The 24,461-nt window shown below is 49.0% G+C and carries 24 protein-coding genes; 5 read left to right on the top strand and 19 right to left on the bottom strand.

Going from position 1 to position 24,461, the window contains the following annotated elements:
* Positions 1–21 precede the first annotated feature (21 nt).
* From NYE68_RS02410 to NYE68_RS02395, 4 genes are all read right to left on the bottom strand, one after another.
* Positions 22–141, bottom strand: a complete 120-nt coding sequence (locus NYE68_RS02410; protein WP_031378677.1) for a PhrC/PhrF family phosphatase-inhibitory pheromone — start codon at positions 139–141, stop codon at positions 22–24.
* Positions 125–1,273: a Rap family tetratricopeptide repeat protein gene (locus tag NYE68_RS02405; protein WP_007410270.1), complete on the bottom strand. Its 1,149-nt coding sequence runs from the start codon at positions 1,271–1,273 to the stop codon at positions 125–127. Before NYE68_RS02405 ends, NYE68_RS02410 begins: the two co-directional genes overlap by 17 nt.
* A gap of 152 nt (positions 1,274–1,425) precedes the next feature.
* Positions 1,426–2,859 carry a HAMP domain-containing sensor histidine kinase gene (locus NYE68_RS02400; RefSeq protein WP_324636132.1) on the bottom strand — a complete coding sequence of 478 codons (1,434 nt, stop codon included), beginning with the start codon at positions 2,857–2,859 and terminating at the stop codon, positions 1,426–1,428.
* Positions 2,846–3,529, bottom strand: a complete 684-nt coding sequence (locus NYE68_RS02395; RefSeq protein WP_007410267.1) for a response regulator transcription factor — start codon at positions 3,527–3,529, stop codon at positions 2,846–2,848. The genes NYE68_RS02400 and NYE68_RS02395 overlap by 14 nt, the downstream gene beginning before the upstream one ends.
* A gap of 212 nt (positions 3,530–3,741) precedes the next feature.
* Between NYE68_RS02395 and NYE68_RS02390 the strand changes: the two genes are divergently transcribed.
* Together NYE68_RS02390 and NYE68_RS02385 are read left to right on the top strand one after the other, a co-directional pair.
* Complete coding sequence (locus NYE68_RS02390) at positions 3,742–5,178, top strand: ABC transporter permease (RefSeq protein WP_228903603.1); 1,437 nt, start codon at positions 3,742–3,744, stop codon at positions 5,176–5,178.
* A 14-nt stretch (positions 5,179–5,192) separates the two neighbouring features.
* Positions 5,193–5,876: an ABC transporter ATP-binding protein gene (locus NYE68_RS02385; protein WP_228903604.1), complete on the top strand. Its 684-nt coding sequence runs from the start codon at positions 5,193–5,195 to the stop codon at positions 5,874–5,876.
* A gap of 102 nt (positions 5,877–5,978) precedes the next feature.
* On the opposite strand, the gene NYE68_RS02380 is transcribed toward NYE68_RS02385, so the two are convergent.
* The 10 genes from NYE68_RS02380 to gerKA form a co-directional block, all read right to left on the bottom strand.
* Positions 5,979–7,325 (bottom strand): MmgE/PrpD family protein, encoded by a 1,347-nt coding sequence (locus NYE68_RS02380; RefSeq protein ID WP_254003541.1) that lies wholly within the window; start codon positions 7,323–7,325, stop codon positions 5,979–5,981.
* Positions 7,322–8,473: a M20 peptidase aminoacylase family protein gene (locus tag NYE68_RS02375; protein WP_015239149.1), complete on the bottom strand. Its 1,152-nt coding sequence runs from the start codon at positions 8,471–8,473 to the stop codon at positions 7,322–7,324. The genes NYE68_RS02380 and NYE68_RS02375 overlap by 4 nt, the downstream gene beginning before the upstream one ends.
* 17 nt (positions 8,474–8,490) lie before the next feature.
* Complete coding sequence (locus NYE68_RS02370; RefSeq protein ID WP_015416806.1) at positions 8,491–9,240, bottom strand: amino acid ABC transporter ATP-binding protein; 750 nt, start codon at positions 9,238–9,240, stop codon at positions 8,491–8,493.
* 13 nt (positions 9,241–9,253) lie between these two features.
* Complete coding sequence (locus tag NYE68_RS02365) at positions 9,254–9,928, bottom strand: amino acid ABC transporter permease (protein WP_007410261.1); 675 nt, start codon at positions 9,926–9,928, stop codon at positions 9,254–9,256.
* 22 nt (positions 9,929–9,950) lie between these two features.
* Entirely contained in the window at positions 9,951–10,742 is a 792-nt protein-coding gene (locus NYE68_RS02360) for an amino acid ABC transporter substrate-binding protein (protein WP_012116791.1), read from the bottom strand.
* Positions 10,743–10,770: 28 nt separating this feature from the next.
* The gene (locus NYE68_RS02355; RefSeq protein WP_053573735.1) at positions 10,771–11,262 is read right to left on the bottom strand and encodes a GNAT family N-acetyltransferase; all 492 of its coding nucleotides are present in this window, start codon (positions 11,260–11,262) and stop codon (positions 10,771–10,773) included.
* Between the two features lie 13 nt (positions 11,263–11,275).
* The gene (locus tag NYE68_RS02350; protein WP_029326230.1) at positions 11,276–12,601 is read right to left on the bottom strand and encodes an LLM class flavin-dependent oxidoreductase; all 1,326 of its coding nucleotides are present in this window, start codon (positions 12,599–12,601) and stop codon (positions 11,276–11,278) included.
* Positions 12,602–12,769: 168 nt separating this feature from the next.
* A complete protein-coding gene (locus NYE68_RS02345) occupies positions 12,770–13,888 on the bottom strand; it encodes a GerAB/ArcD/ProY family transporter (protein ID WP_015416803.1) in 1,119 nt (372 codons plus the stop codon).
* A gap of 24 nt (positions 13,889–13,912) precedes the next feature.
* Positions 13,913–15,139: a Ger(x)C family spore germination protein gene (locus tag NYE68_RS02340; RefSeq protein ID WP_020955315.1), complete on the bottom strand. Its 1,227-nt coding sequence runs from the start codon at positions 15,137–15,139 to the stop codon at positions 13,913–13,915.
* Positions 15,126–16,766 carry a spore germination protein GerKA gene (gerKA, locus tag NYE68_RS02335; RefSeq protein ID WP_039252803.1) on the bottom strand — a complete coding sequence of 547 codons (1,641 nt, stop codon included), beginning with the start codon at positions 16,764–16,766 and terminating at the stop codon, positions 15,126–15,128. Before gerKA ends, NYE68_RS02340 begins: the two co-directional genes overlap by 14 nt.
* A gap of 121 nt (positions 16,767–16,887) precedes the next feature.
* On the opposite strand from gerKA, the gene NYE68_RS02330 reads away from it, so the two are divergent.
* Positions 16,888–17,109: a hypothetical protein gene (locus tag NYE68_RS02330; protein ID WP_007410254.1), complete on the top strand. Its 222-nt coding sequence runs from the start codon at positions 16,888–16,890 to the stop codon at positions 17,107–17,109.
* Between the two features lie 92 nt (positions 17,110–17,201).
* Here the strand turns inward: NYE68_RS02330 and NYE68_RS02325 are convergent, their stop codons facing one another.
* On the bottom strand, positions 17,202–18,947 hold the full coding sequence (locus NYE68_RS02325; RefSeq protein ID WP_342494038.1) for a right-handed parallel beta-helix repeat-containing protein: 1,746 nt from the start codon (positions 18,945–18,947) through the stop codon (positions 17,202–17,204).
* 278 nt (positions 18,948–19,225) lie between these two features.
* Here NYE68_RS02325 and NYE68_RS02320 point away from each other — a divergent pair, with 278 nt between their 5' ends.
* Complete coding sequence (locus NYE68_RS02320; RefSeq protein ID WP_012116786.1) at positions 19,226–20,704, top strand: peptide MFS transporter; 1,479 nt, start codon at positions 19,226–19,228, stop codon at positions 20,702–20,704.
* A gap of 48 nt (positions 20,705–20,752) precedes the next feature.
* Here the strand turns inward: NYE68_RS02320 and NYE68_RS02315 are convergent, their stop codons facing one another.
* The 4 genes from NYE68_RS02315 to NYE68_RS02300 are packed head-to-tail and all read right to left on the bottom strand — an operon-like array spanning position 20,753 to position 23,497.
* On the bottom strand, positions 20,753–21,214 hold the full coding sequence (locus NYE68_RS02315; protein WP_324636134.1) for a pyridoxamine 5'-phosphate oxidase family protein: 462 nt from the start codon (positions 21,212–21,214) through the stop codon (positions 20,753–20,755).
* The gene (locus tag NYE68_RS02310) at positions 21,214–21,441 is read right to left on the bottom strand and encodes a non-oxidative hydroxyarylic acid decarboxylases subunit D (protein ID WP_007410250.1); all 228 of its coding nucleotides are present in this window, start codon (positions 21,439–21,441) and stop codon (positions 21,214–21,216) included. Before NYE68_RS02310 ends, NYE68_RS02315 begins: the two co-directional genes overlap by 1 nt.
* 17 nt (positions 21,442–21,458) lie before the next feature.
* Positions 21,459–22,880 (bottom strand): phenolic acid decarboxylase BsdC, encoded by a 1,422-nt coding sequence (gene bsdC, locus NYE68_RS02305; protein WP_015416797.1) that lies wholly within the window; start codon positions 22,878–22,880, stop codon positions 21,459–21,461.
* 2 nt (positions 22,881–22,882) lie between these two features.
* Positions 22,883–23,497, bottom strand: a complete 615-nt coding sequence (locus NYE68_RS02300; RefSeq protein ID WP_094032062.1) for a non-oxidative hydroxyarylic acid decarboxylases subunit B — start codon at positions 23,495–23,497, stop codon at positions 22,883–22,885.
* Positions 23,498–23,588: 91 nt separating this feature from the next.
* On the opposite strand from NYE68_RS02300, the gene NYE68_RS02295 reads away from it, so the two are divergent.
* Entirely contained in the window at positions 23,589–24,461 is an 873-nt protein-coding gene (locus tag NYE68_RS02295) for a LysR family transcriptional regulator (RefSeq protein ID WP_015416796.1), read from the top strand.

Below are 24,461 nucleotides of genomic sequence, written 5' to 3'. Positions count from 1 at the left end.
TTTGTTCAGGTTATTTTCTTCTCACGTCATTCCTCTTTCAGTTACATGGAAGTCAGCCTGATCTGGCTGGCCTGCACCTGTCACTGTAAAAATCGCGGCGGCTGCTAAACAAATAACAAACCATTTAGATTTCAATTTCATACAAACCTTCACTCCTTTGTATTTGTTTCCTTGCCTCTTCGACTTTCAGAAAATAGTCAGAAGAAATTTTAAAGCAATTTTGTTCATAGTAATATTTAGCTGCTTCTAGTGCTAAATCCTCTATATCGGCGTATAAATTTTTATCTTCCAGGTAACGGAAACACGCGCTGATTGTTTCCTCATCCGGTTTCGCCTGATACAGAGCCTGCAGCCATTCGAATTTTACCGTGTAAACGGGATCGTCTGTTTCTTTAGCATATTCATATCCCCGCTTGTGATATTCCGACGCTTTTTCTTTTTTTCCGAGTTTAAAGTAAATGAGTGTGATTAGAAAATATGCTTGAGGAAGAGAATTGACGATTCTTTGTGATTCAAATGTATCGACCGCCCGTTCAAAGTACGGAATCGCTTCGCCGATGCGGTCCTGATTGTAGTAGCACAGTCCGAGGTTATACAGCGCCCTCCCGACAAGCTGCGCTTTTTGTTCTTTTTCGGCCATTTGCAGAGCGTGCTGAAAATGTTTGGCCGCCTGTTCAAATCGCCTTTCATCCATTAAATTGACGCCGAATACAAAATGGCATTGAATGATCCGGACGTTATATGTGTCCTGCTCTACGTAAATTTCATAAGCGTTTTTTATATGTATCAAAGAAAAATACGTTTGTTTCATATGATAATAAGCTTCGGCCACTTTAAAATAAAACTCCGCCCGTTCCACGTGGTCCGATACGAAGGCCAGTTTTTTCTCAGCTTGTTTATAATATGTAATCGCTGAGATAAATTCTCTTTTATCAAATTCAAACATGCCTTTGAAAAAGTTGACGTAATAATCGAGAAGCCCTTTGAGGCCGGCCTGGCTGTTATCAATGTTATCAAGAATTTCCGACAGGGTCGGCTGGTCTTCTATCTTCAGTTTTTCCAGCGGCTCCAAGTAGTCCAGCATCAGCTGATGGCGAAATTCCATGAGGGAATAATAAAGCACTAAGTTCGAATCAGGCTCCATATGGTCAAGCTCTTGTTTGATCTCGGCCTTCAAGATCTCCGCATCCGGCACGCTGAATGTTCTGATGTATCGATACCACTCGTTAATTTTCTGCCCGACTGCTGAAGAAGGAATTAACCCGCTCTTCATTCCTTCACCCTCCCCATCCAAGACCTGTTTACCAGTTATTTTATCACGTTTCCGTCTCTTTCCATCCCGAAAAACACGCAAACTTTGTTTCGGCAGAGCGCAATTTTCCGAGTGGAGATAAAACAGACGGCGGCCAGACGGGACCGCCGGTTTCAAGATGATTCATGTTTCGTATTCAGCGGAAGGCGGATTGTAAAGGTCGTGCCTTTTCCTTTTTCGCTGTCAATATCTATCGTGCCCTTGTGCATTTCGACGAGCTGCCTGACAATGGAAAGGCCGAGTCCGTATTCGCCGTATGCCGTATTCGTCCGGGACACGTCCGCCTTATAAAACCGCTCCCATATATGCTCAATTTCCTTTTTGGAGATGCCGATCCCGGTGTCTTCGATTTCAATCACCGTTTCTTTATAGCCTTCATACCCGCGCAGCGTGATGTCTCCCTTTTGCGTAAATTGAATGCTGTTTTTCGTGATGTTGACGAGAATCTGGATCAGCCTGTCATAATCGGCGAACACTTTGACGCCGTCCTCCACTTGAATCCGCAGCTGATTTTGTTTTTCCTCCGCCTGCTGATTGAGATGCTCTTTAATAATTTCAAACACCTCGATTAGCGGCAGACTGAGCTTGTCCAGTTTGATTTGCTGGGATCTGATTTTTTCATAATCCAGGTTTTCTTTCACGAGCCTGAGCATCCGCTTCGTTTCTTCGCTGATCAGCGAGAAGCATTTCTCTTTATCTTTTTCCGGGATGGTGTTGCTGTTAAGCCCCTCCACAAGTCCGTTAATGGTCGTCAAAGGCGTTCTCAGCTCATGGGAGACATCGGCGATAAATTGGCGCCTCCGTTTTTCAAGGCGGTCAATCTGCTCTCTCGATTGCTTCAGATTTTTGGCCATGATGTTGAAATCGGACGCCAGCATGCCGATTTCATCGCCGCCGCTGTTCTTGAGCGAAATATCGTAATCACCGGATGCCACTTTTCCGGTCGCATCCCGCAATGTCTGAATCCGCTTGACGTGAAATTTAGATAAAAGCCAGCTCAGCAGAATCGTGATGATAAGGGTGCTGATGATCGCGTAAAACATATAGCGGTTGACCTGGCTGATCATCTGCTCGACCCCTCTGACGGGAGACACGAGCAGCACCGCGCCTTTAAATTGATCGTTGATAAAAAGCGGCTTTGCGACAAGCGATACTTCTAAACCTTCCGTATTAAAACGGTTCATCTCCGCTCTGATCTGAACGGTTTTCCCTTGCTTCAGCATGTGCCACTCTTTACTTTTCAGCTTCTCGCGCGGCGGCATATCGTCAGGAAAAAAGTAAGGCCGCTGATGTTCATCGAAAATAATAAACCTGGTCTCGCGCGTTTTTAACATGTCCTGATACGGATACAGGCGGCGCAGATCAAGATCGCGGCCGTTCAGCTCACTTGTGATCTGCTGCGCGTAAGAAGACAGCTCGTCCACTTTATTTTGATACGCAAAATCTTTCACAAAGTGCGAAAACAAGGAAATGATGATGAAAAAGGCCAAAATCAAAATGCTGACATGGCTTAACAGCAGCTGATATAAGTATTTAATCCTCATCAAATTTGTATCCTACCCCCCACACCGTGTATAAAAACGGTTTTTCCTCACTGGACAGTTTTTTGCGCAGCCGTTTAATATGAACATCAACCGTACGTTCATCGCCGTAAAATTGATAGCCCCACACCTGCTCAAGCAGCTGCTCTCTCGAAAAAACCTGGCGCGGGTTTTGTGCGAGATAAAAGAGCAGATCGAATTCCTTCGGCGTCAGATTCTCGACAGGTTTTCCGTGCAGAAACACTTCCCGCGTCTTCTTATTGATTGAAAAACACGCCGTTTCGATCAAGTCGTCGCTTTTTACGGCCTGCCCCGTCGCCCGGTATCTTCTGATCACCGCTTTAATCCGCGCTACTAGTGTCAGCGGACTGAACGGCTTGGTGACATAGTCGTCCGCCCCCATTTCAAACCCGATCACCTGATCAGACTCCGTGTCCTTTGCGGTCAGCATAATAATCGGTACACTGCTCGTCTCTCTTATTTTCCGGCAGATTGTCACTCCGTCCATGGATGGAAGCATAATGTCCAGAATGACCAAATCCCAGTCCTCTTCCGTGAAACGCTGATAGCCTTCCACTCCGTCATGGACAAATTCGGCTTCAAATCCTTCTTTAAAAAAGAACATTTCCGTCATGGTGCATACGCTTATATTGTCTTCTATCATTAATATCTTCATTGGTTCCTCCGCTTATCTTCACGCTTTTTCTTATAATAGCACCATTTTACCCGGGTGTTTTCGGGTTTCACAATTGTTAGTTTTTATTTCATCACCCGGAAATAGTTTATTCATATTTTTTTCATACATTTCTCCTACTATATACATATCAAATGGCCGGTGCTAAAGAAGGCCGGTTTCACAAGATCTGACACCCACACGGAGGAACAGACATGAACTTTATAAAAAGAGCCTTTTGGAGCATGAAGGCAAAAAAGGGAAAAACATTTTTGCAGCTGGTTGTGTTTTCAGTGATTTGCATTTTTGTCCTGTCCGGTCTTACGATCCAGTCAGCGGCAAAGAAATCAAGCGAACTGGCAAGGCAGCAGCTCGGCGGGAGCGTCACACTCCAGGCTGACCGCCAAAAGCAAATGGCGCAGCAGCAAAAAGACGGTGAAAAGAGGACGTTTGAATCAACGCCGATTTCCGTCTCAGATGCCAAGAAGCTTACATCTTTACAGCATGTTAAAAATTACAACTTCCTCACGACAGCGTCAGCAAATGCAGAAAGCTTTGATGCGATAAAAAGCTCAGGCGAATCAGCCGATAACCGTTCCGGCGCCGGCCGTTTTCAAGGCGGCGGAAGACAGATGATTTCAGCTGATATCTCGATCGAAGGCGTGCTCTCTACGGCATTGCTTGATGATTTCACAGGCGGGAGCTCAAAAATCACTGACGGCCGCGCCATCATAAAAACAGATGCGGACGCAAAAGTCGCCGTGATTAATGAAACGCTGGCAGATCAAAACAAGCTGAAGGTCGGCGGCTCCATTACCGTTTCCTCAGCAGCGGATGATTCTGTGAAAACGAAGCTTAAAATTGTGGGAATCTATAAAACAACATCATCAGGAGACGATCAGGCACAGCATTTTTCATTCTTAAATCCTGACAATAAAATCTATACGCCTTACACTGCCGCGGCGGCGTTAAAAGGGTCTGATAACAAAAACAAAATCAGCTCAGCCGTTTATTATATGGATGATGCCAAATATATTGACTCATTCGTTGCGGCTGCGAAAAAAACATCTATAGATGATAAAACCTACGCGCTGACGACAAATGATCAGGTGTATCAGCAAATGGCCGGCCCGATTGAAAATGTCGCGTCATTTTCTAAAAACGTGGTATACCTTGTATCCATCGCGGGCGCGGTCATTCTCGGGTTGATCGTGATGATGTCGATCAGGGAACGCAAGTATGAAATGGGTGTCTTGATGGCGATCGGCGAAAAGCGCTGGAAGCTCATCGGACAATTCTTAACGGAAATTCTGGTTGTCGCCGTTATTGCCATCGGGATCGCATCCGTCACGGGCAGCCTTGTGGCGAATCAGCTCGGAAATCAGCTTCTTTCCCAGCAGGTCAGCTCAGCCGATGATTCACAGCAGCAAACAAGCGGCTGGGGCGGAGAAGAAATGCCGCGGGGAGGCGGCATGTTCGGTCAGCATTCATCCGGCGCGGATGTCATCAGTACAATGCAAGTAAACGTCTCGCTGAATGACCTTCTGATTCTCGGCGGCATCGGCGTCGCAATTGCCGTCATCGCCACATTACTGCCGTCTGTATCAGTCATGCGGCTTCACCCTAAAACGATCCTGGCCAAGCAGGAGTAAGAGGAGGCAGCATAATGAGCCTATTAACCTTTCAACAGACCGGCTACTGGTACCAAGATGAATCACAGCCGCTGTTTCAGGATATAACGATCAGCTTTGAAAAAGGGAAGTTTTATACAATTGTCGGCGCCTCCGGAACGGGGAAAACAACGTTTTTGTCTCTGGCGGGCGGCCTTGACACACCTAAAGAGGGAAGCATCCTTTATAACGGAAAAGACATCTCCAAAATCGGATTAACCAAATTCAGAAATCAATATGTCTCTATCGTCTTTCAATCTTATCATCTGATCCCGTATATGACGGCGCTCCAGAATGTCACAACGGCGATGGAGATCACCGGCTCTAAGGAGAACAGCAAAGATGCGTTCGCGCTCAGCATGCTGAAAAAAGTCGGCATCACCGAACAGCAGGCCCGTCAGCGGGTGCTGACATTAAGCGGCGGACAGCAGCAGCGCGTTTCAATTGCGCGGGCTTTCAGCTGTAACACGGATTTGATTTGCGCGGACGAGCCGACGGGAAGTCTCGACGAGGATACGTCAAAGGAAATCGTCCGGCTCTTTCAGGATCTGGCGCATAAAGACGGCAAATGCATCATCATGGTTACGCACGACGAACAAATTGCCAAAGTTTCGGATATCAACATCCGCTTATCAAGAGGAAGTTTCACGGTTAAAGGAAACGGCACGGCCGTTTCCTGATACCGCGCCCCTGCCAGCGCAGACAGGGGCGCACCCTATATCCCCCTTTTCAATAGAAGTGAACGTAAAAAGAGCGAGGGCTGCATCCCCCCGCTCTTTTTTTTATATCAGCTGTAAATAACGGTCCATATTTGATTGTCCGGCTGCTTTGATCAATTCTTCCGCCTTTTTCTCTTCTCCCGGCAAAGCGAGCCGGAGTTTGTCTTCAATGTCTTTTTCAGAAAGACCGTTTCCCGGCGCTCCCTTCGGACAGTCGATACGTGCTTCATAGACATGACCGCCGGAAGCCGTGACCCGTACAATTGTAAAACGGCCTTTCGGAACGGCGTTTTCAGCCGGCTGAATTTGGTCATCGCAGCTGCGGTGAATCCGCTCAAATCCTTTTTGAAGGGATTCCGGAATCGGCGCGGATGTGAAATGTTCAACTGAAAAATCCTTACCGTGCAAAGCTAAGGTGATCACATATTCCACGCTGAATCTCCCCGCTTCGCCTGTTTTCGGACGCCGTTCTGTCAATGCGGCGTCACCGCCCGGCGGATAAATCACGTCGATCCGTTCCGTTTGGCCGAAAATGAGACCATGTTCGGCCTTCAGCTTGAGAATGGCGTCCGCCGCATGATGAGCCGCCGAGCAAAACGGATAAACCTTAAACCAAAGTCCCGGGCTCACAATCCGCCAAGGTTTTCCCCACCTGTTTACAAGGAGGGTTTCTGCCCGTTCAAGATCGCCGTACAGTCCGAAAAAACCTTTCTCCCCGTCGAGCGCATGAGCTGAGCCGCCGAAACCGGCCTTTGCAAGCTGCACTGCGAACAATCCGGCTTGAGCGGCCAGTCCGGCGTGGAGCGGCTTCATCTCTGTCCCGAATTGCACTCTCATGCCTCCGGAGCGGGCAGCCGCAAACCCAATTGCTTTCTGCAATTGGGTTTGATTCAGATTCTCCGCGAATCCGACGGCGCATGCGGCCGCAATGGCACCTAACGTTCCTGTATTGTGCCAGCCTTTCTCGTAATGATGCCTTCCAGCTGACTCGCCGAGCCGCGCCATCACTTCGATTCCCGTCACATAAGCACCGAGAAAACGGCTTTTGTCTATACGGCCGGCTGATGCGGCTGCAATCAAAGCCGGGAGGATGACTGCGCTCGGATGTCCTCTTACATCAGAATGAACATCGTCAAAATCAAGCGCATGTGCGATGAATCCGTTAATGAGCGCGGATTGGGACGGCGTGTTTTTTTGATTTCTGCCGATAAGCGGCGCTATCGGCACCCCGCCTTCTTCTTCGGCCAGTTTTACCAGCTTTTCAACTCCTTTATCCCGTCTCCCGGCAAAAGCTGCCGCTGTAAAATCAAGCAGTCCTTTGCGCGCTTCTTTCATCGCTTCAGCGGATGTTTCCGGCACAGACGACATGACGGCCTGAGCAAGCCCGGCCGTCAGATTTTCCGTATTCATTCCGTCTGCTCCAATACGTTGACGGCAAGCCGGGCGAAAAACTCAGCCGCTGCCGGGAGCGCTTTTTCGTCGAGTGTGAAGGCGGGATGGTGCCATTCTTCCGTTCCGTTTGTTCCCATCCAGACGAAGAAGCCGGGGATTTTTTCTTGATATAATGCGAAGTCTTCCCCGCCGGGCGACTGTTCTGCCCGAACGGTTTGAAGCCCGAGGCTTTCAGCCGTTTGTTCCGCCGCCTGTATGAAACGGGCGTCGTTCATCACTGACGGAAGGTAAGGATACCAGCGGAAATCAGCCTCTGCCCCGAATCCGGCCGCGATTCCTTCAGCAACCCGCTTCATATGTTTCGGAACAGCGTCACGCGCTTCTTTTTGAAACGTCCGGACGGTGCCTTCCATTTCAACATGGTCCGGGATGACATTCCATGAGCTGCCGCCTTGAACTCTTGTGATGCTGACGACGGCATTATGAAGCGAGCTGATATTTCTGCTGACAACTGATTGCAGGCCGCCGATGATCTGTCCTGCCGCCTGAATCGGATCAATGCTGTTATCAGGGATTCCGGCGTGGCCGCCTTTTCCTTTAACAGTGATTTCAAAGCGGTCGACACTCGCCATCAGCGGACCTTCTTTCAGACCGACCGTGCCGACGGGGAGGTCAGGTTTGTTATGCATGCCGAATATCGCCGATACACCGTCAAGCGCGCCGGCTTCAATGACCTGTCTTGCTCCGGCGGCGATTTCTTCCGCGGGCTGAAAAATAAACCGCACCGTTCCTTTCAGCTCATGCTTTCTCTCATTTAATAAAAAAGCCGTGCCGAGGATAGATGCCGTATGGAAATCATGGCCGCAGGCGTGCATCACGCCGCTGTTGCGTGAAGCAAACGGAAGGTTTGTTTTCTCTTCGATCGGCAATGCGTCGATGTCCGCTCTGACGGCGATGACGGGGCCGCTTTTGTCTCCTTTGATTTCAGCAATCACTCCGGTTTGAAGTTTCGGCATATCAAGAACCGTAATTCCTTCTTCCTCCAGCCAGCGGCGGATTTTATTCGTCGTTTCGTATTCCTCGCCTGACAGCTCAGGGTGTTCATGAAGGTCGCGGCGGATATTGATTAAACGTTTGTTTAATGATTCATACGTTTCATTTGCCATTTCTTCTTCTTCCCTTCTTAGACAAGTTCGGCGGGCTCTCCCACTTGCTTAATGAATTTTTTCGTCCGTTCGTTCTGCGGATTGTCAAACAGCTCTTCCGGCGTTCCCTGTTCGATGATGCGTCCGTCCGCCATAAATATGACCTTGTCGGCCACTTCACGAGCAAAAGCCATCTCATGCGTGACGATGATCATGGTTGTCTGTTTTTCGGCAATTGATTTGATGACTTGGAGCACCCCGGCTACAAGCTCAGGGTCAAGGGCCGAAGTCGGTTCATCCAGTAAAATCGCGTGAGGATCAACGGCCAAGGCACGCGCAATCCCGATCCGCTGCTGCTGCCCGCCTGACATCGTAATCGGGTAGCTGTCCGCTTTGTGTTCTAAACCGACTTGCCGCAGCAGATCCATACCGATCTGTTCCGCTTCTTTTTTCGGTTTCTTTTGCGCGGTGATCAGCGCCTCTGTCACATTTTGCAGGGCGGTTTTGTTTTTGAACAGGTTGTAATTCTGAAACACCATCGCCGTCTGCTGGCGAAGCTTATGAACGTCTTTGCGCGAATAGGACGCTGCATTCAGCTTTGCATCACCGATTTCAATGATGCCGGCATCCGGGCGCTCCAGCAGATTCAAACAACGGAGGAGCGTTGATTTTCCCGAGCCTGACGGGCCGATGATGGCCGTGACTTCGCCGCTTTTGATCTCAAGATCGATCCCGTCAAGTACGGTAAGGTCTTTAAATGCTTTTCGAATATGTCTGACTTGTATCATCCTGAGCCTCCTCCTATGTGCGATAAGGCTTGCTGATCGCCCGTTCGAGCAGATCCTGCAGCACACTGTAAATAATCGTAAGAATCCAGTACATGACCGCGACGGCTAAATACGTCTCAAAATATTTGAGGTTGCCTGATGCGTACATTTTTCCTTGGGCGAACATTTCCATCACTCCTAATGTAAAGGCGAGCGATGTTTCTTTTAACAGGCCGATAAACGTATTTCCCGTCGCGGGAAGCGCGTTTCTGACGGCTTGCGGGAAAATGATCCGTCTGTACGCCTGGGATTTTGTCATTCCGACAGACAGACAGGCTTCAAGCTGCCCCTCATCTACTGAGTTGAGCGCCGCGCGGAAGATTTCAGCCAAGTAGGCGGCATTCTTCAGGCTTAACCCGATAATCGCCGCAGTTAACGCCGTCATCTTGCTCATTCCGGGAAACAGCTGAGGCAGGCCGTAATAAATTAAGAAAAGCTGGACGAGCGTCGGCACGCCCCGGAAAAATGAAATATACACCTTTGACAGCTGGTGAAGCACAGGAACACGATTTTTTGTGATAAGCGCTAATATAAGGCCGCCGATCACGGCAAATACCATGGCTGCGACGGCCATTAGTAATGTGATCGGCAAGGCTTCGATTAACGCGGGAAAAGCTGAAAACATAAATCCCCAATCAATGCTGTTCATTCTCGATTTTCACCGCCGTTTCTTAATGCTTTGCTTCTGTTGTGATATCTTCTTTAAAGTACTTTTCAGACAGCTTTTTCAGCGTGCCGTCTTTTCGCAGGTCTTCAATGGCTTTGTTTACTTTTTTGCGGATTTTATCGTGAGCCGCATCTTTCGCAAACGGGAAAGCGACTTTTTCATAGACAATCGGGTCTCCTGCTAATTTCAGAGGCAGACCGGTCTTTTTGATCTGGGCGATCAGGACGCTGCGGCTGTTTACATAAGCGTCAACCCGTCCGTAAGCCACGTCTTTCAGCGTGCCTTCTTGTGTTTCATACGTTTTCATGTTGATTTTTTTATCCGGGTCCTTGCTCTCAAGGTTTTTCGCGTGGTTTGAGCCCAGAACGGCCGCCACTGTTTTTCCTTTTAGATCGTTGACTGATTTGATGTCTTTGTTATCGTTTTTGACGACGATTTGAGTGCCCGCATACGAATACGGTTCTGTGAAGTTATACGTTTTCTTGCGTTCGTCCGTGACAGCGACCTGGTTAGAGATGGTATCGAGTTTGCCGGTCTGGAGCTCTCCCATCAGTCCGCTGAATTCAAGCAGCTTCCAGTCCAGTTTCATGTTGATTTTTTTCGCGACGGCTTCCATGACATCCACGTCAAAGCCGGTCAGCTTGCCGTTTTCTTTATATGCGAACGGATAGCTTTGTCCCGTGGCGCCTACATGCAGTACGTTATCGCCGCCTTCGCTTTCTTTTCCGTTTCCGCATGCTGATAAGACCGCCAAAAGTGCGGCAGACAGCAGCAAAGCCCATGTTTTCTTCTTCATTGAAATCCCGCCTTTTCCTATTAAAATGTTAATCCTGCAATTGTTTTTTCAAATAAATGGTGATGTGCCCTTTTCCTAAGTCCTTTTCGCCTGCACGGACGTAGCCTTTCCGCTCGTACATGCCGATCAGCCACGGATGCTTATCCGCTGTGCCCAGTGACACGAAAGGCGCTTTTAATGTGTCGCGGAGCACTGTATTCTCCAGCCACTCCAGCATGTCTGAGCCCGTCCCTTTTTTTCCGGTTTCAGGATCGACGGCAAACCACCAAATATGAGGAACACCGTACGGCCCGGGATTCGGCCCCCACGGCATCCGCAGAGAAATCGTCGCCAGAATCCGGCCGTCTTCCTCCAAAACGTAGCAGGCGTTTTTTTGTATGTTATTCAAAACGAGTTCTTTATCCGCCGTGGCAGCGGCAAAGTTGATGCCGAGCTTGCGGATCGGTTCATACGCCCGCAGTGTCAGTGAAAGCAGCTCATCAGCGTCTTCCTCCGTTGCGAGCCGGTATTGTCTTGACATGATGAGCCCTCCTTTAGTCGGCATATCGGTTTGCCGGTTTTTCCAGTCCGAAATGTTCTCTGAGCGTCGTTCCTTCATACTCTTTTCTGAACACGCCCCGTTCTTGTAAAATCGGAATCACTTTGTCTACAAAAAGAGTGAGACCTTCAGGCAAAAGCGGCGGCATGATGTTGAAACCGTCACAAGCTTGTTTTCCGACCCATTCTTCCATCTTATCGGCAAGCTGTTCCGGCGTTCCGACAAAGATATGATGGCCTCTTGAACCCGCCACATATTTGTACAGCTCGCGGATGGTCATGTTATCGCGTTTGGCCATCTCCTGAACGAGCTTGAAGCGGCTTTTAACGGCATTCGACGCATCCGCATCCAATTCAGGCAGCGGGCCGTCAAGCGGGCAGGCGGAAAGATCGACGCCGCCCAGATAGTTTTGCAGAATGTTCAGGCCGACAGACGGAATGATGAGGTCTTGGAGCTCTTCATATTTTGCCTGCGCTTCTTCTTCGGTATCGGCGATAACGGGAAAAATTCCCGGCATGATCGCGATTTTTTCAGGATCACGGCCGAAAGAAGCCGCTTGTTCTTTAATAGATTGATAGAATTCCTGCGCGGATTCCAAATGATTTTGCGCGGTGAAAATGACCTCCGCCGTTTTGGCGGCCAGCGCTTTTCCGTCTCCTGATGATCCGGCCTGAATAATGACCGGGCGCCCTTGAGGTGTGCGGGCGACATTTAACGGCCCTCTCACGGAGAAATATGTTCCTTTATGGTTCAATTCATGCATTTTGTCTTTATCGAAAAATGCTCCTGATTCTTTGTCACGGATAAAGGCGTCTTCCTCCCACGAATCCCATAATCCTTTGACGACTTCAACGAATTCTTCCGCGCGCTGATATCTGAGATGGTGCTCAAGATGCTTTTCGCCGCTGAAATTAAGTGCGGTCGATTCAATCGAAGATGTAACGACATTCCAGCCCGCGCGGCCGTTGGAAAGATGGTCAAGCGATGCAAATTGTCTCGCGATATGGAACGGTTCGCTGTATGTGGTAGACGCGGTCGCCGTCAGACCGATGCGGGATGTGACCTGAGCGAGCGCCGACAGCAGCGTAAACGGCTCAAAGCGCGTCAGCACATTCGGATGTGATTTGCCGTCAATTGATAAACTGTCCGCCAAGAACAGCATGTCCAATTTCCCCCGCTCCGCTGTTTTCGCCAGTTCTTTGAAATAATCCAAATTCATGCTCGCGTCCGCCGGTGCCTGAGGATGTCTCCAAGAAGCGACATGATGGCCGGTGCCCGCGAGAAACACACCGAGTTTGATTTCTTTTTTCTTTGTCATGATGGATCTCCTTCTATTCTGAAATACGGTTCGGAACATATTAACACCACTAAACCTATATTTCCTAGTAATTTTATAAGAATAAATCAAAATGTACAATTGTCAGGTAAGTTTGTCAATGCATGAAGACAAAAATCATGATTTTTTAAAAAACCCGGCGCACCGGCCGGGTTATTTCTTCGAAACTGTATAGACGGTCCCTTTGACCTTTTTCTTAATAACGGCAATGATAAGCAGCAAAACGGGGAACAGCACTTGAAACGGAAGATGAATATAGATCGGCACAATGTTTAAGCCTTCATTCATGTGTTCCGAAAAATTGCTTGCGATGCTGATGGAGAGAATCAGCACCCCCAATCCGACCGGGAAGGCCAGCTGGGACGGATTTTTTTCTTTAAACAGCGTGGACACGCCCACGACAACCGCATATGTAAAAAGGCTGACTTTGAAAAAACCGCCGATGACGAGCACGAGCATGAAAAAGACATCCAGCCGGTCTAAAAACTCTTCCACTTTAATTGTCTGTATGGTGCTCAGCAGCGGAAATTGAGAGCGGAGCATTAAGTTGACGTCCAGCACACAAATATTAATCGCCACTGACATTGCCAAAAACAGCCCGCTGATGATAATCGCCAGAAATCCGGTTTTCTTCACCTTTTTCCGATCTTTTAAATAAGGGAAAATCATGACAAACACGATTAATTCACCGAACGGGATGAACATCGTCTGTTTAAACACGGAATAAATGACCGTTCCTGCACCCTCCGCTAAAACGGGCTGGAGAAATCTGAGGTTTATCGTGCCTGAGCTGATAATGAGGATCAGCCCGACGGCTGTCAGGAAATACATAATGCCAAACAGCAGCTCGCCGGCTCTCGCTATCACTTCAATTCCCTTTCTGACCGCAAATATCGCGGCGATCATCAGCATGGCATTCACAATTAAAATCGGCGTGTCCTGGTAGGCGAAGGTGACAAGCATTTCGCCGAAATCCCGCAATACGCGGGCGGCGATATAAGCAAAATAGAGAATATAAAGAAGGGAGACCGCCCAGCTCAGATGTCTGCCGATCAGTTCGTTCATGTAATCTCTCGGTGAAGACTCAGGAAAAAATTGATACAGCGCCTGATAAACGTAGAAAAGTCCGAGACCGGTAACGCACCCGAGAAGCACGGACAGCCACGCATCCCGCCCGGCCATCGTGCCCGGCGGGATCAATAACGAACTGCCCAATTCAAACAAAATGATCATAATAAACAGCTGACGCGTGCCGATTTTCGCATTTTCCATACGCTTCGCTCCTTTCTCCTCAAATCAATCATGCTCAAGCTTGTCTGAGAGAGGATTATTCCGCAAGCCCGTTCTTCTGATAATGACTTCCGTTTTGACATCTACGGGGAGATTGGGGAAATATTCTTCATCCCACTTCCCTTTGAACTTTTTCCATTTGTCCGGATGCTTCCGATAGATCAGGTCTCCAAAGCCGACGAAGTCATTCTTATGGGCTTTTATATCTTCAATCGATTTGGTGATATCTTTCTCAAGCTGCACGCTGAGCGCCTTTTGCATCGTCATCAGCACTTGCGGATCAGACAGATGGAAAGGGTATCTGACAGCGTCCACCAGCCCCTCGACCTGAGCATGCACGTGAATATGCGGTTTTCCGTTCGGAAAAGTGGCCGTCACTTTTGTATTCTGGCGGGTGACCTGCAGACTGATGGCATGCTTCACGTTCTTCCAATCCGCATTGATGAACGTATGCTTGATCCTATTGAGCAGCCATACAGCCCCCACACTGTCGTCATCCTCAATCCAGTAATCCAGCCTCCCATCCTTTTTGAACACCGCCAGTCCGTCCGCTGACAGCACTGCTTTCGGTTCAGTTGTCTGCGTATTTTCCATCGTAGGACCGGCTTTATCGTCTCCGTGCATTTCATAACCAGGAATAAACGGCGACCCGGCCGGAGAAGCGAGATCAATCAGAACGTCCTGAAGGCTGGTTTTAATGACTCTGCCGTATTGTTCCTGCGTGAAGCTGAGCGTCTTGTTCACTTTATTGGAAGGGATTTTATCAATCGGCGTCAGCACTTTAATAATGTCTTCAGCCTTGCAATTATGCGCGATCACAACAGTTGCGGTCGTCCTGAATTCGGTGTCGCGGTCAAGATTGTCCAGAATAAAACTGAGCCCTTCCTCTTTCGCCAGTTTTTCACTGAACACCACGAGATTCGTATGCGCAAAATAGAGCCTTCTGGACACTTTCATCGAGCCTTTTCTCAAAGCTTCCGTCATATTGTCTCCGGACACCGAATAGACGGAAACCGGAGGCCGGTCTCCCGCTCCGCCGCCCTGCAGACCGCCGGCCACGTTTCCCGGATTGATAATTTGCAAGTGAAGGACGTATTTTCCCGTTTCGGTCCGGTCAATACCGATGGCGGAGATCACCGCTAGATCGGTCAGCTCCCTTTTATCCCAGCATCCGGATACAAACATAAGGGAAACCATCGTACAAAGGATAAGCATCCATTTACGTCTTTTCATTACCGTCGCCCTCTTCTACATCTTTATTAACCATTCCTCTGGATGTCTCCGGTTTCGGTCTTTGATGTTCCCCTTGGCGCCTGTTGTTTTCCTGCACGAGCAGTCCCGGCCTTTTTTCATCCGCCCATAACGGAGCTCGGAGAAGGGAATCCTTCAGCCCGCCCGGGGTTAAAGGAGCGAGCGGGGACATATACGGAAATCCGAATGAACGCAGGCCGCACAGATGGACAAACATCATGATAATGCCCAGAATCAGCCCGTAAAATCCCATGACCGCCGCCGACAGAATAAAGAGAAACCGGATCAGGCGCGCAGATATCGCCATGTCAAAAGCCGGGGTCGCAAAGCTGGCAATCGCCGTCAGGGCGACGACGATAACCATGGCCGGGGAGACGATGCCGGCCTGTACGGCGGCCTGGCCGATGACAAGCGCTCCGACTATGGAAACGGCGGAGCCGACAACTCTCGGAAGCCGGACACCCGCCTCCCTGAGAATCTCAAAGGCCACTTCCATCGTCAGCGCTTCAATCACGGCCGGGAACGGCACCGTCTCCCGCTGAGCCGCGATGACAATCAGCAGCTGCGTCGGAATCATTTCCTGGTGAAAGGTCGTCGCCGCCACATAAATCCCCGGCGCCACCAGTGAAATGAAGAAGATCAAAACCCGCAGCACCCTGATGCTGGTGGCGATATCAAATCGTGAATAATAATCCTCAACGGATTGAAAAAATTGAATAAATAAGGCCGGCGCGATGAGAACGAACGGCGTTCCGTCCACGATAATCGCAAATCGTCCTTCCAGCAGATTCCCCGCCACGACGTCCGGCCGCTCCGTATGATATACGGTGGGAAACACAGAAAACGGCGCGTCTTCAATGAGCTGTTCAATGTAGCCGGATTCCAGAATGCTGTCGATGTCAATGTGCTTCAGCCGCTTGCGGACTTCCTTAATCAGCTTTTTATCGCAAATTCCGTTAATATACATCAGCGCGACATCCGTATTCGTTTCGTGTCCGATCTCCATTTTTTCAACCCATACATCAGGCGTTTTTACATACCTGCGGATCATGGAAATATTGGTTTGCAGAGATTCGGTGAATCCCTGCCGCGGGCCGCGGAAAGAGACCTGGGTGCTCGGCTCTTGAATGGACCGGTGCTCTCCCCCTTCCGTGCTGGCAATCAGCGCCTTGTCAGCCCCGTCGACAAAAATGAGCGTGCTGCCCGCCACCAGCCCGGCATAAAGACTTTTCCATTTTTCTGCCTCTTTCACCCCGCCGATCGCAAGCGTTTTATCGTATATCAGGCAGACCGCTTGTTCCGGCTGAACGGACGGGATGTCGATTAAATCCTCCAGAAGGGATTGGCTGACGAGCTGTTCGTCTACCAAACCGGCGATATACACAATTGCAGCCGGAAGCTCTTCTTTTCCGATTTTCAGCCGGCGGATGACGACGTCGGCACTGTTGCCGAACCTCTCAGACAGCTTCTTCATATTTTGCTTTAAGCTGAGGGAGATCGGCTCATCCCGCTCTTTGTCCGGCTGGCTGTCCGCTTCTTTTCTGCCTTCATTGTCACGGTCGTTTTGATCGGCTTTTTTTTGTTTCTTCTGTTTAAAAAATGGCGGCATATCGCAAAAAACCTCTCCTCGTTTTTTTCATATTCTTCCTGTACGGCAAAAGATTATGCACGGCGGAAAGTCTGTATAAGTTCTGCGTAATCGAAAAGGATAAAAAGGGAGAGTGATGCGCATGAAAATATTGGGGGTTTCATTTTTTTTGCTGGCTGCCTGTCTGATCATTTCAGTAACGATAGATATGCTGCAAGGTTTCAGTTTCTATGGAGCGGTCCAAAACAACCTGTCCGCTTTTAAATTGACCACCTTCTCAGAATGGCTGATGCTGTTTTTATTCGCCCTCTTTTTAATCAGAGAAATGATCGTTTTATATAAATCCGGTAAAAAAGATGCCTGACAGGCGCACGGCTGTATTGTGTCAAAAAAGAACACATCCCTCCTTCTTTCGGAGTTCATGTGTTCTTTTTATTTTTCCGATGCAGATTGTTTTCAGATGACGATATTTCCGCTGTCCGTATCTGTCGCGTGTTTCACAATGACGCCTTTGATAATGCGGTTGCCGATGATTTTAGTACTTGCGGAGGAATTGGTTTGGATGGCGGAAGCAGAAGCGGCGGAAAGGTTGTTGATGGTATTGCCCGACACGAGGGAATTGGAGGCTCCGTTCAGATAGATGCCGATCGGGCTGCCCGCCGTTCGGTTGATCGTGAGCGTATTGTCTATGACTTCATGCGTGCCTGAATTCAGATACACGGTAACGATGAGCGGTGATGATTCAAAACGGTTGCTGATGACAGAGGTTCCCGAGGATGTTGAACTGAAAATGGGATAGTTTTTGTAGCTTTTGAAGAGATTTCCCTTGATGACAGCCCTGGCGTCATTTGTCACAGATACGGCATAGGACTCCGCGGCGCCCTGATACGCATTCGGAATCAGCGTATTTCCTTCAATAACGGCATTTCCGCCTGTTACCCATATGCCCCGGCTGAACGATTTCAGCACATTTTGTTTTACGGTGATATTGCCGGCCGACATGCTGATTCCGTCCGTTACCTGATTCAGAGTATTATTCATAAAGACGGCGTTTTCCGACAGCGTCGCCCGCATCCCCGTGCTTCGTCTCGTTTCGGAACGTCCGTTTTCAATGACATTGCCGTCAACGGTCACATCTTCCGCTTGATAGACGGAAATGCCCGTATTTTCAAATTGACTGATTTTGTTATGGGTGACGAGGACGCTTTTTCCCCTTACATCTATTCCGGTGGAAAAACCGGTAATCAGATTGTTGGAAATGACGGCATTGCTGCTGTCCTGCCCCTGTGACACACCTTGTCCGGCGACTGCGGTTCTTGAGCCGCCATCTGACCGAAAGAAGACATTCCCCGAAATGACGGTATGTGCCCCATACCCGTAGCTGATTGTGTTATCGGAATGAATTCCTTCAATTAACACATGATATCCGTTAAAATTGGTGACTGAGCTTGCTGCGTTTCCGGAAAAGAAGTTGTTGCGTACCGTAATATGAAGAGCTTCTTCATAATCAATATCGCCTTCTCCGTACGATTCAATATCGATTCCGAATTTCGGAGCCGTTCCGTTCCCTTGCCCGGCGTCTTCAATCACGCATTCTTCCACCGTAACGGTATTGCAGCCGGTGATTGAAATGTTGTTTCGCCTTGACTGCCTGATCTCACAGCGGCGGATGGTCACCTGTTCTGAAGTTTCGTAATCACTGTTTGTTTTTAACCCGAGCGGGCTGACAATAATGCCGTCTCCCGTAAAATCCGAAATCTTCACATTTTCGATCAGCACATTGCTGCTGCCTTCAATACAGATTCCAAACCCCCATTCATGGGTCGAACGCAAAGGGACATTGGTATACGTGTGTTCATCCCGTTCGCCGATGATCCGGCCGCCGGTGATGGTGACATTTTCCCGCCTGCCTATATAGAAAGCCGAGTAGCCCCAAGAGCTGTTCGGCGCCACTTTAATCGTGCATTCCGGATCTAAAACGATGGTGAGATGGCTCGGCACGTTAATCCCGGCGTTCCGAAACGGCTGGCTGCTGTCCCCGCCAAGCGTGCCGTTGATTTTATACGTTCCCGGCGGAAAAAACACCGTATGACAGCCTTCGCTGACGGCCTTGGCCAAGCATTGGTTGATGGCGCCCGTTACATCGGTTTTTCCGTCTGCCGCCACACCGCAATCCGTAATATCCAATATACGATTCGGCAAGTGATAATCTCCTCCTTCCTCTCTTATTGTCATCTTATTCCGCCATATCCCGCTCCGCCTGTACATACTTTAAATTTTATTAAAAAAGTTTATAAAGATAGTTTAGTCAGATAATATAACAAAATAAGTCATTGGAATTAGGAAAATTCGTCTATATTCAACGTTTTAATATCTTTTCATTCTGGAATTTTTTGAATTCAGTATAAATTATATTGACACAAGTATTATATAAGAATATGATTTTTGTAATACACTTTTTTAAGAAAGGGTTGGCTCAGGTGGCATCTATTGATAAGGACTCTATAACAGAAACTGTGCCGCAACGAGGCTTTTTCGGTCATCCCCGCGGCTTGTTCACACTGTTTTTCACCGAATTTTGGGAGCGTTTCTCCTACTATGGTATGAGAGCCATATTGCTTTACTATTTATACACGGAAGTCGCTCATGGCGGTCTCGGCTTTGATAAAACGACCGCAGTTGCCATCATGTCCATATACGGGTCTCTCGTATACATGTCGAGCGTCATCGGCGGATGGCTGGCCGACCGGGTATTCGGCACGGCAAACACCGTATTTTACGGCGGAATTTTAATTATGTTCGGGCACATCGCTCTTGCCTTCCCTGGCAGCACGGCGGCGTTTTTTACCAGCATGGCTCTGATCATTATCGGAACCGGCCTGCTTAAACCAAACGTATCCAGCGTTGTCGGAGATTTATATACGAAGGAAGACGAGCGCCGCGACTCAGGTTTCAGCATCTTTTACATGGGGATCAACCTCGGCGGATTGCTTGCGCCGCTAATTGTCGGAACACTCGGACAGAAGTACAACTACCACTTAGGCTTCGGATGCGCCGCGGCCGGTATGTTCCTCGGACTGATTGTTTTCGCTCTTACGAGAAAGAAATACCTCGGCAAAGCAGGCTCCAATGTACCGAATCCGATTTCTAAATCATCAGTGATCGGCACGGGAATCGGAGTGGTCATCGCAGCAGCCGTTATCATCGTTCTGATTCAAACCGGCTGGCTGACGATCCAGCGTGTGATTGATACGGTCAGTATCCTCGGTATTGTCATTCCGGTTATTTACTTTATCGTGATGTTCACGAGCAAAAAAGCGACGAAAACGGAAAAATCAAGGCTTGCGGCTTATGTTCCGCTGTTTGTTGCAGCGGCAATGTTCTGGGCGATTCAGGAGCAGGGCGCGACGATTCTTGCTTTATATGCGGATCAGCGCACGAGACTTTCCTTTGCGGGCATGCATCTTGAGTCTTCATGGTTCCAGTCTCTGAACCCATTATTCATCGTTATTTTCGCGCCGGTGTTCGCCTGGATCTGGATGAAGCTCGGCAAACGCCAGCCTTCAACACCGATTAAATTCGCGATCGGCATTATCCTTGCCGGATTATCATTTTTAGTCATGGTGCTTCCGGTTATGGGCGGGAGCGGCGAGCTTGTGAGCCCGCTTTGGCTTGTGCTCAGCTTCCTTTTGGTTGTGCTTGGTGAGCTTTGCCTTTCACCGGTCGGTTTATCCGTCACAACGAAACTTGCGCCTGCCGCTTTCTCAGCGCAGACGATGAGCATGTGGTTTTTAACAAACGCCTGCGGTCAAGCCCTGAACGCAAAAGTAGTCGGTTTGTTTGATAAGATTTCTGAAGCGGCCTACTTCGGCTCAATCGGTCTTGTTTCGATCATTCTCGGTATTATTTTGATTCTTCTGTCTCCCGTCATTAAACGGGCGATGAAAGGCGTTCAATAACAGATAAAGAAAAGCCTGCGGAATCGTCCGCAGGCTTTTTTGATGCGTCTATTGTTTTAACTCCTCAAGCGTTTCTCTCCATCTCTTCAAGACATCTTCCGGTTCGTAGAGCTGGATGGCCGGTCCGGATGTCAGATCCGCGTATTTCGCCCGATCTTCCTTGACGGTGATCACCCGGCAGCTGAACCGTTCCCGCTCGTGTTTCGCCTCTTTCAGCGGCGGAAGCGCCTCACATTCCAATGTGACGTAATATGCGGCTCCTCCGTGCCAGGCGATGAAAAGAGCTTGTCCCGAATGCAGAAGGCTTCTTACGGTCGTCGTGTTTTTCCATAAGGCAAGCCGGAGATTTGTTCTGCTCACGGCCACGATTTCACCGGCGCTGATCATGGCCGCGTGCGGACGGCCTTCTTTTGTCACGGATTGGAGCACAAATGCGTCGTGCTGCTTTTTTTCAAGCTCCGTCCCGTCTAAAAGCGTGTAAAGCGCCTCCGGCAAGTGCTCCGTCAGCATTACGCTTTTCTTTCCGGAACAGCGGGAACATGTGCGGCCGTCTCCGTTTCTTTCGGATCGATTTTAAATGCCGGGTTGAATGCCGCCGGATTCGTGATGCTTTCCGGTTCACAGGATCTCCATGTGAAAAAGCAGGTTTGGCATTGGTAAATTTCCCAGGCACCTTTGACCGGCGATTGGCTGACGGTTTCTCCTTTTTTCGATTCACAGCGCGGGCATGTTTTCATTGCAACCTCATCCTTTCTTATTGATTCATTAAGTCCATCAGTTTTTGTTCCCATTCTTTCGTTGTCAGCGGAGAATCAAGCGGCTGCGAATAATGGCCTCTTGTTTCCGGCGCGACAGGCGTCGTGGCGTCAAGAATCATTTTGTGTGTCATCCCTGCCGGATCAGACCCCGGGTCAAGCGGAAGGACAGACAGGTCAGGAATGATGACTGCATCGTGTTTCGGATGCATTTTCGTTGAGAGCGCCCACATGACTTGCGGCAGGTTAAACGGATCGACATCCTCATCCACGACAATGACCATTTTGCAGTAGCCGAGTCCGTGCGGCGTGGTCAGGGCGCGCATGCCGACCGCCTTGGCAAATCCGCCGTAGCGCGTTTTCGTTGAAATGATGGCGATCAGGCCGTGCGTATACATCGCGTTCACGGCGACAATCTCGTTCGGATAAGCTTCCTTGAGCTGCTGGTAAAGCGGCACGCACGTATTAATGCCGATCATATAATCGCACTCCGTCCACGGCATGCCTAAGTATAAATGTTCAAAAATCGGATTGTTTCTATGATATACCCGTTTGATTTTGATCACCGGCATGCTGCGGCCGCCTGAATAATGGCCCGTGAACTCACCGAAAGGTCCTTCGTATTCCCGTTCTCCCGCAAGGATCTCTCCTTCCAGAACGACTTCAGCGCCCCAAGGGATGTCTAAATCAGACAATTTAGATTTGACGATTCTGTAGGGCTCCCCTTGAATCGCGCCGGCCATTTCATACTCGGATTGATCGTATAACAGCGGAGTTGACGCAGCTGTCGTAATCACCGGCTCACAGCCCAGCGCGATCGTAACGGGAAGATTCACGCCGCGTTCTTCAGCTTGGCGAAGATGAATCGCAATATCATGCTGAGGCACGGGCTGAATGCCGAGGCGGTCTTTTCCCTTTACCTGCATTCTGTAAATGCCGACATTCTGCTTGCCGAAATTGTCCGGATCTTCAAGATCGCGGGAAATGACACACGCTTTATCCAAATAGTAGCCGCCGTCCCCCTGGTTGATTCTGAATAGCGGAAGGATGTCAAATAGATTGATATCTTCCGTTATTTCATTTTCATGAAACGGCGCGGTTTCTTCCCGTTTGACCGGCATCGGAAATGCATCGTACCGTTTGGCAAACTCAAAGAATTGTTCCTTTACAGGCGTATCTTTCGGCATGCCGAGCATCATCGCGTGATTCGGCCACGAGCCGATGACATTCAGAGCCACCTGCGCATGGTGATGTCCGTAAATATTGTTAAACAAAAGCGCAGGGGTTTTATCCCCGAGATTGCTGGCTGCACGCGCAGCGGCACCCAGATCCGGCTCCGGTTTCACCTCTTCGTTGACTGTTAAGAGCTGCCCTTCTTTTTCAAGAGCGGCGAGAAATTCCCTAAAATCCTGATAGGCCATTATCAGATTCCTCCTTTTTGTTTTTCAATTCCGTACCACCGTTTCGCTTCCGGCAGACGGATGCCGAACTGATCGAGCGTCCGGAACACAATATGGTCGATCAATTCATCCATGTCAGCCGGCTTGTTATAAAATGCAGGCATCGGCGGAAGAATGACGGAACCCATTTTTGTAAGCGCTAGCATATTTTCTAAATGGATTTGGCTGAGCGGCGTTTCTCTTGTCAGCAGCACAAGTTTTTTCCGCTCCTTCAGGATGACGTCAGCCGCCCTTGTCAGCAGATTGTCAGCCATTCCGGTGCGGATGCTTGCCAGTGATTTCATGCTGCACGGAGCGATGATCATCCCGTCCGTTTCAAACGAACCGCTTGAAATCGCCGCTGCCTGGTCTTTGTGAGAATACGTATAGGATGCGAGTTTCTCGACATCTTTTAACGTATAATCGGTTTCATGTGTAATGGTGACATTTGCCCAAGGAGACACGACAAGATGGGTTTCGATCTCCGCGGCTTTTAAATATTCTAAAAGCCTGATCCCGAATATGGCTCCCGTTGCCCCGGTCATTCCGATGACGAGCTTCATATCGACCCCTCCTTTACGCTTGAAATGTGGTGTCAAAACCATCATACTCCTGATATATCCATATGAAAAATATTCGTTAAATCTATGTATCATACCTTAAAGGTATAAAAGAAAGGAGCGCGTTCTCATGGATATCCGGCAATTGCGTTATTTCATCACCATTGCCCAAGAGCAGAAAATCACGACGGCCGCCAAAAAGCTTCATATGGCACAGCCGCCTTTAAGCAGACAGCTGAAACAGCTCGAAGAAGAATTGGGCGTCATTCTGTTTGACCGCAATAAAAAGAAACACATGACCCTTACATATGAAGGAAATGTCTTTTTGAAAAGAGCGAAAGAGATTCTTCATAAGTTTGAGGACGCTATAATCGAGGTACAAGAGCTGAAGGAGGAGGTGGCCGGGACACTTGCCGTCGGGTCAACCATTTACTGCGCCGCGCTCATGCTTGAGAAAGTGTCACAGATGAAAGAGCGGTTTCCGCATCTCACCTTTAACATTTGGGAAGATGAGCCTGTCTCACTGCTCGAGCTTCTGGAAACCCGGCAGATTGACGCCGCCGTCACCACCACCTTGATTAAAAACGACGGCATTGAATCGAAGGAGCTTGAAGACATTCCGTGTGTATTGGTGCTGTCCGAGCATTCAAAACGACTGTGCGGTGAAACGATTAAACTGAATGACATCGCCTCTTTGCCTTTGATCCTTTTGCGCACCGTCAATGGAAGAGGTGTGTATGACCAAGTCCTCCAAGTTTGTGAACAGTACGGTCTCGACCTTCAGGTTGTCTGTGAATGTCATGACTCCGCGACGCTCTTGAGCCTCGTATCATCAGGGTTCGGCGCCACAATTCTGCCTTTGACGATGATTCCCGTCCATATGCGCTCGCATGTCAAAACAGTTATCATCGAAGACAACCCGTTTGTCATGACACCGGCCGTCATCTGGAGAAAAGACAGCTATCTGCCGAAGCCGGTCAGACAGTTTTTGGAATTATTTTGA

Origin of the sequence: Bacillus sp. FSL R5-0447, from assembly GCF_038606125.1 — a bacterium.
In the GTDB taxonomy this organism is placed as follows: Bacteria; Bacillota; Bacilli; order Bacillales; family Bacillaceae; genus Bacillus; species Bacillus velezensis.
The sequence above is the reverse complement of the archived record's forward strand: the minus strand, read 5'-3'. Positions and strand labels throughout refer to the sequence as shown.

Bases quoted from the DNA above. Each gene is read 5' to 3' on its own strand.
- NYE68_RS02410 (WP_031378677.1), bottom strand. From the start codon at position 141: ATGAAATTGAAATCTAAATGGTTTGTTATTTGTTTAGCAGCCGCCGCG.
- NYE68_RS02405 (WP_007410270.1), bottom strand. From the start codon at position 1,273: ATGAAGAGCGGGTTAATTCCTTCTTCAGCAGTCGGGCAGAAAATTAAC.
- NYE68_RS02395 (WP_007410267.1), bottom strand. From the start codon at position 3,529: ATGAAGATATTAATGATAGAAGACAATATAAGCGTATGCACCATGACG.
- NYE68_RS02390 (WP_228903603.1), top strand. From the start codon at position 3,742: ATGAACTTTATAAAAAGAGCCTTTTGGAGCATGAAGGCAAAAAAGGGA.
- NYE68_RS02385 (WP_228903604.1), top strand. From the start codon at position 5,193: ATGAGCCTATTAACCTTTCAACAGACCGGCTACTGGTACCAAGATGAA.
- NYE68_RS02380 (WP_254003541.1), bottom strand. From the start codon at position 7,325: ATGAATACGGAAAATCTGACGGCCGGGCTTGCTCAGGCCGTCATGTCG.
- NYE68_RS02375 (WP_015239149.1), bottom strand. From the start codon at position 8,473: ATGGCAAATGAAACGTATGAATCATTAAACAAACGTTTAATCAATATC.
- NYE68_RS02370 (WP_015416806.1), bottom strand. From the start codon at position 9,240: ATGATACAAGTCAGACATATTCGAAAAGCATTTAAAGACCTTACCGTA.
- NYE68_RS02365 (WP_007410261.1), bottom strand. From the start codon at position 9,928: ATGAACAGCATTGATTGGGGATTTATGTTTTCAGCTTTTCCCGCGTTA.
- NYE68_RS02360 (WP_012116791.1), bottom strand. From the start codon at position 10,742: ATGAAGAAGAAAACATGGGCTTTGCTGCTGTCTGCCGCACTTTTGGCG.
- NYE68_RS02355 (WP_053573735.1), bottom strand. From the start codon at position 11,262: ATGTCAAGACAATACCGGCTCGCAACGGAGGAAGACGCTGATGAGCTG.
- NYE68_RS02345 (WP_015416803.1), bottom strand. From the start codon at position 13,888: ATGGAAAATGCGAAAATCGGCACGCGTCAGCTGTTTATTATGATCATT.
- NYE68_RS02340 (WP_020955315.1), bottom strand. From the start codon at position 15,139: ATGAAAAGACGTAAATGGATGCTTATCCTTTGTACGATGGTTTCCCTT.
- gerKA (WP_039252803.1), bottom strand. From the start codon at position 16,766: ATGCCGCCATTTTTTAAACAGAAGAAACAAAAAAAAGCCGATCAAAAC.
- NYE68_RS02330 (WP_007410254.1), top strand. From the start codon at position 16,888: ATGAAAATATTGGGGGTTTCATTTTTTTTGCTGGCTGCCTGTCTGATC.
- NYE68_RS02315 (WP_324636134.1), bottom strand. From the start codon at position 21,214: ATGCTGACGGAGCACTTGCCGGAGGCGCTTTACACGCTTTTAGACGGG.
- NYE68_RS02310 (WP_007410250.1), bottom strand. From the start codon at position 21,441: ATGAAAACATGCCCGCGCTGTGAATCGAAAAAAGGAGAAACCGTCAGC.
- bsdC (WP_015416797.1), bottom strand. From the start codon at position 22,880: ATGGCCTATCAGGATTTTAGGGAATTTCTCGCCGCTCTTGAAAAAGAA.
- NYE68_RS02295 (WP_015416796.1), top strand. From the start codon at position 23,589: ATGGATATCCGGCAATTGCGTTATTTCATCACCATTGCCCAAGAGCAG.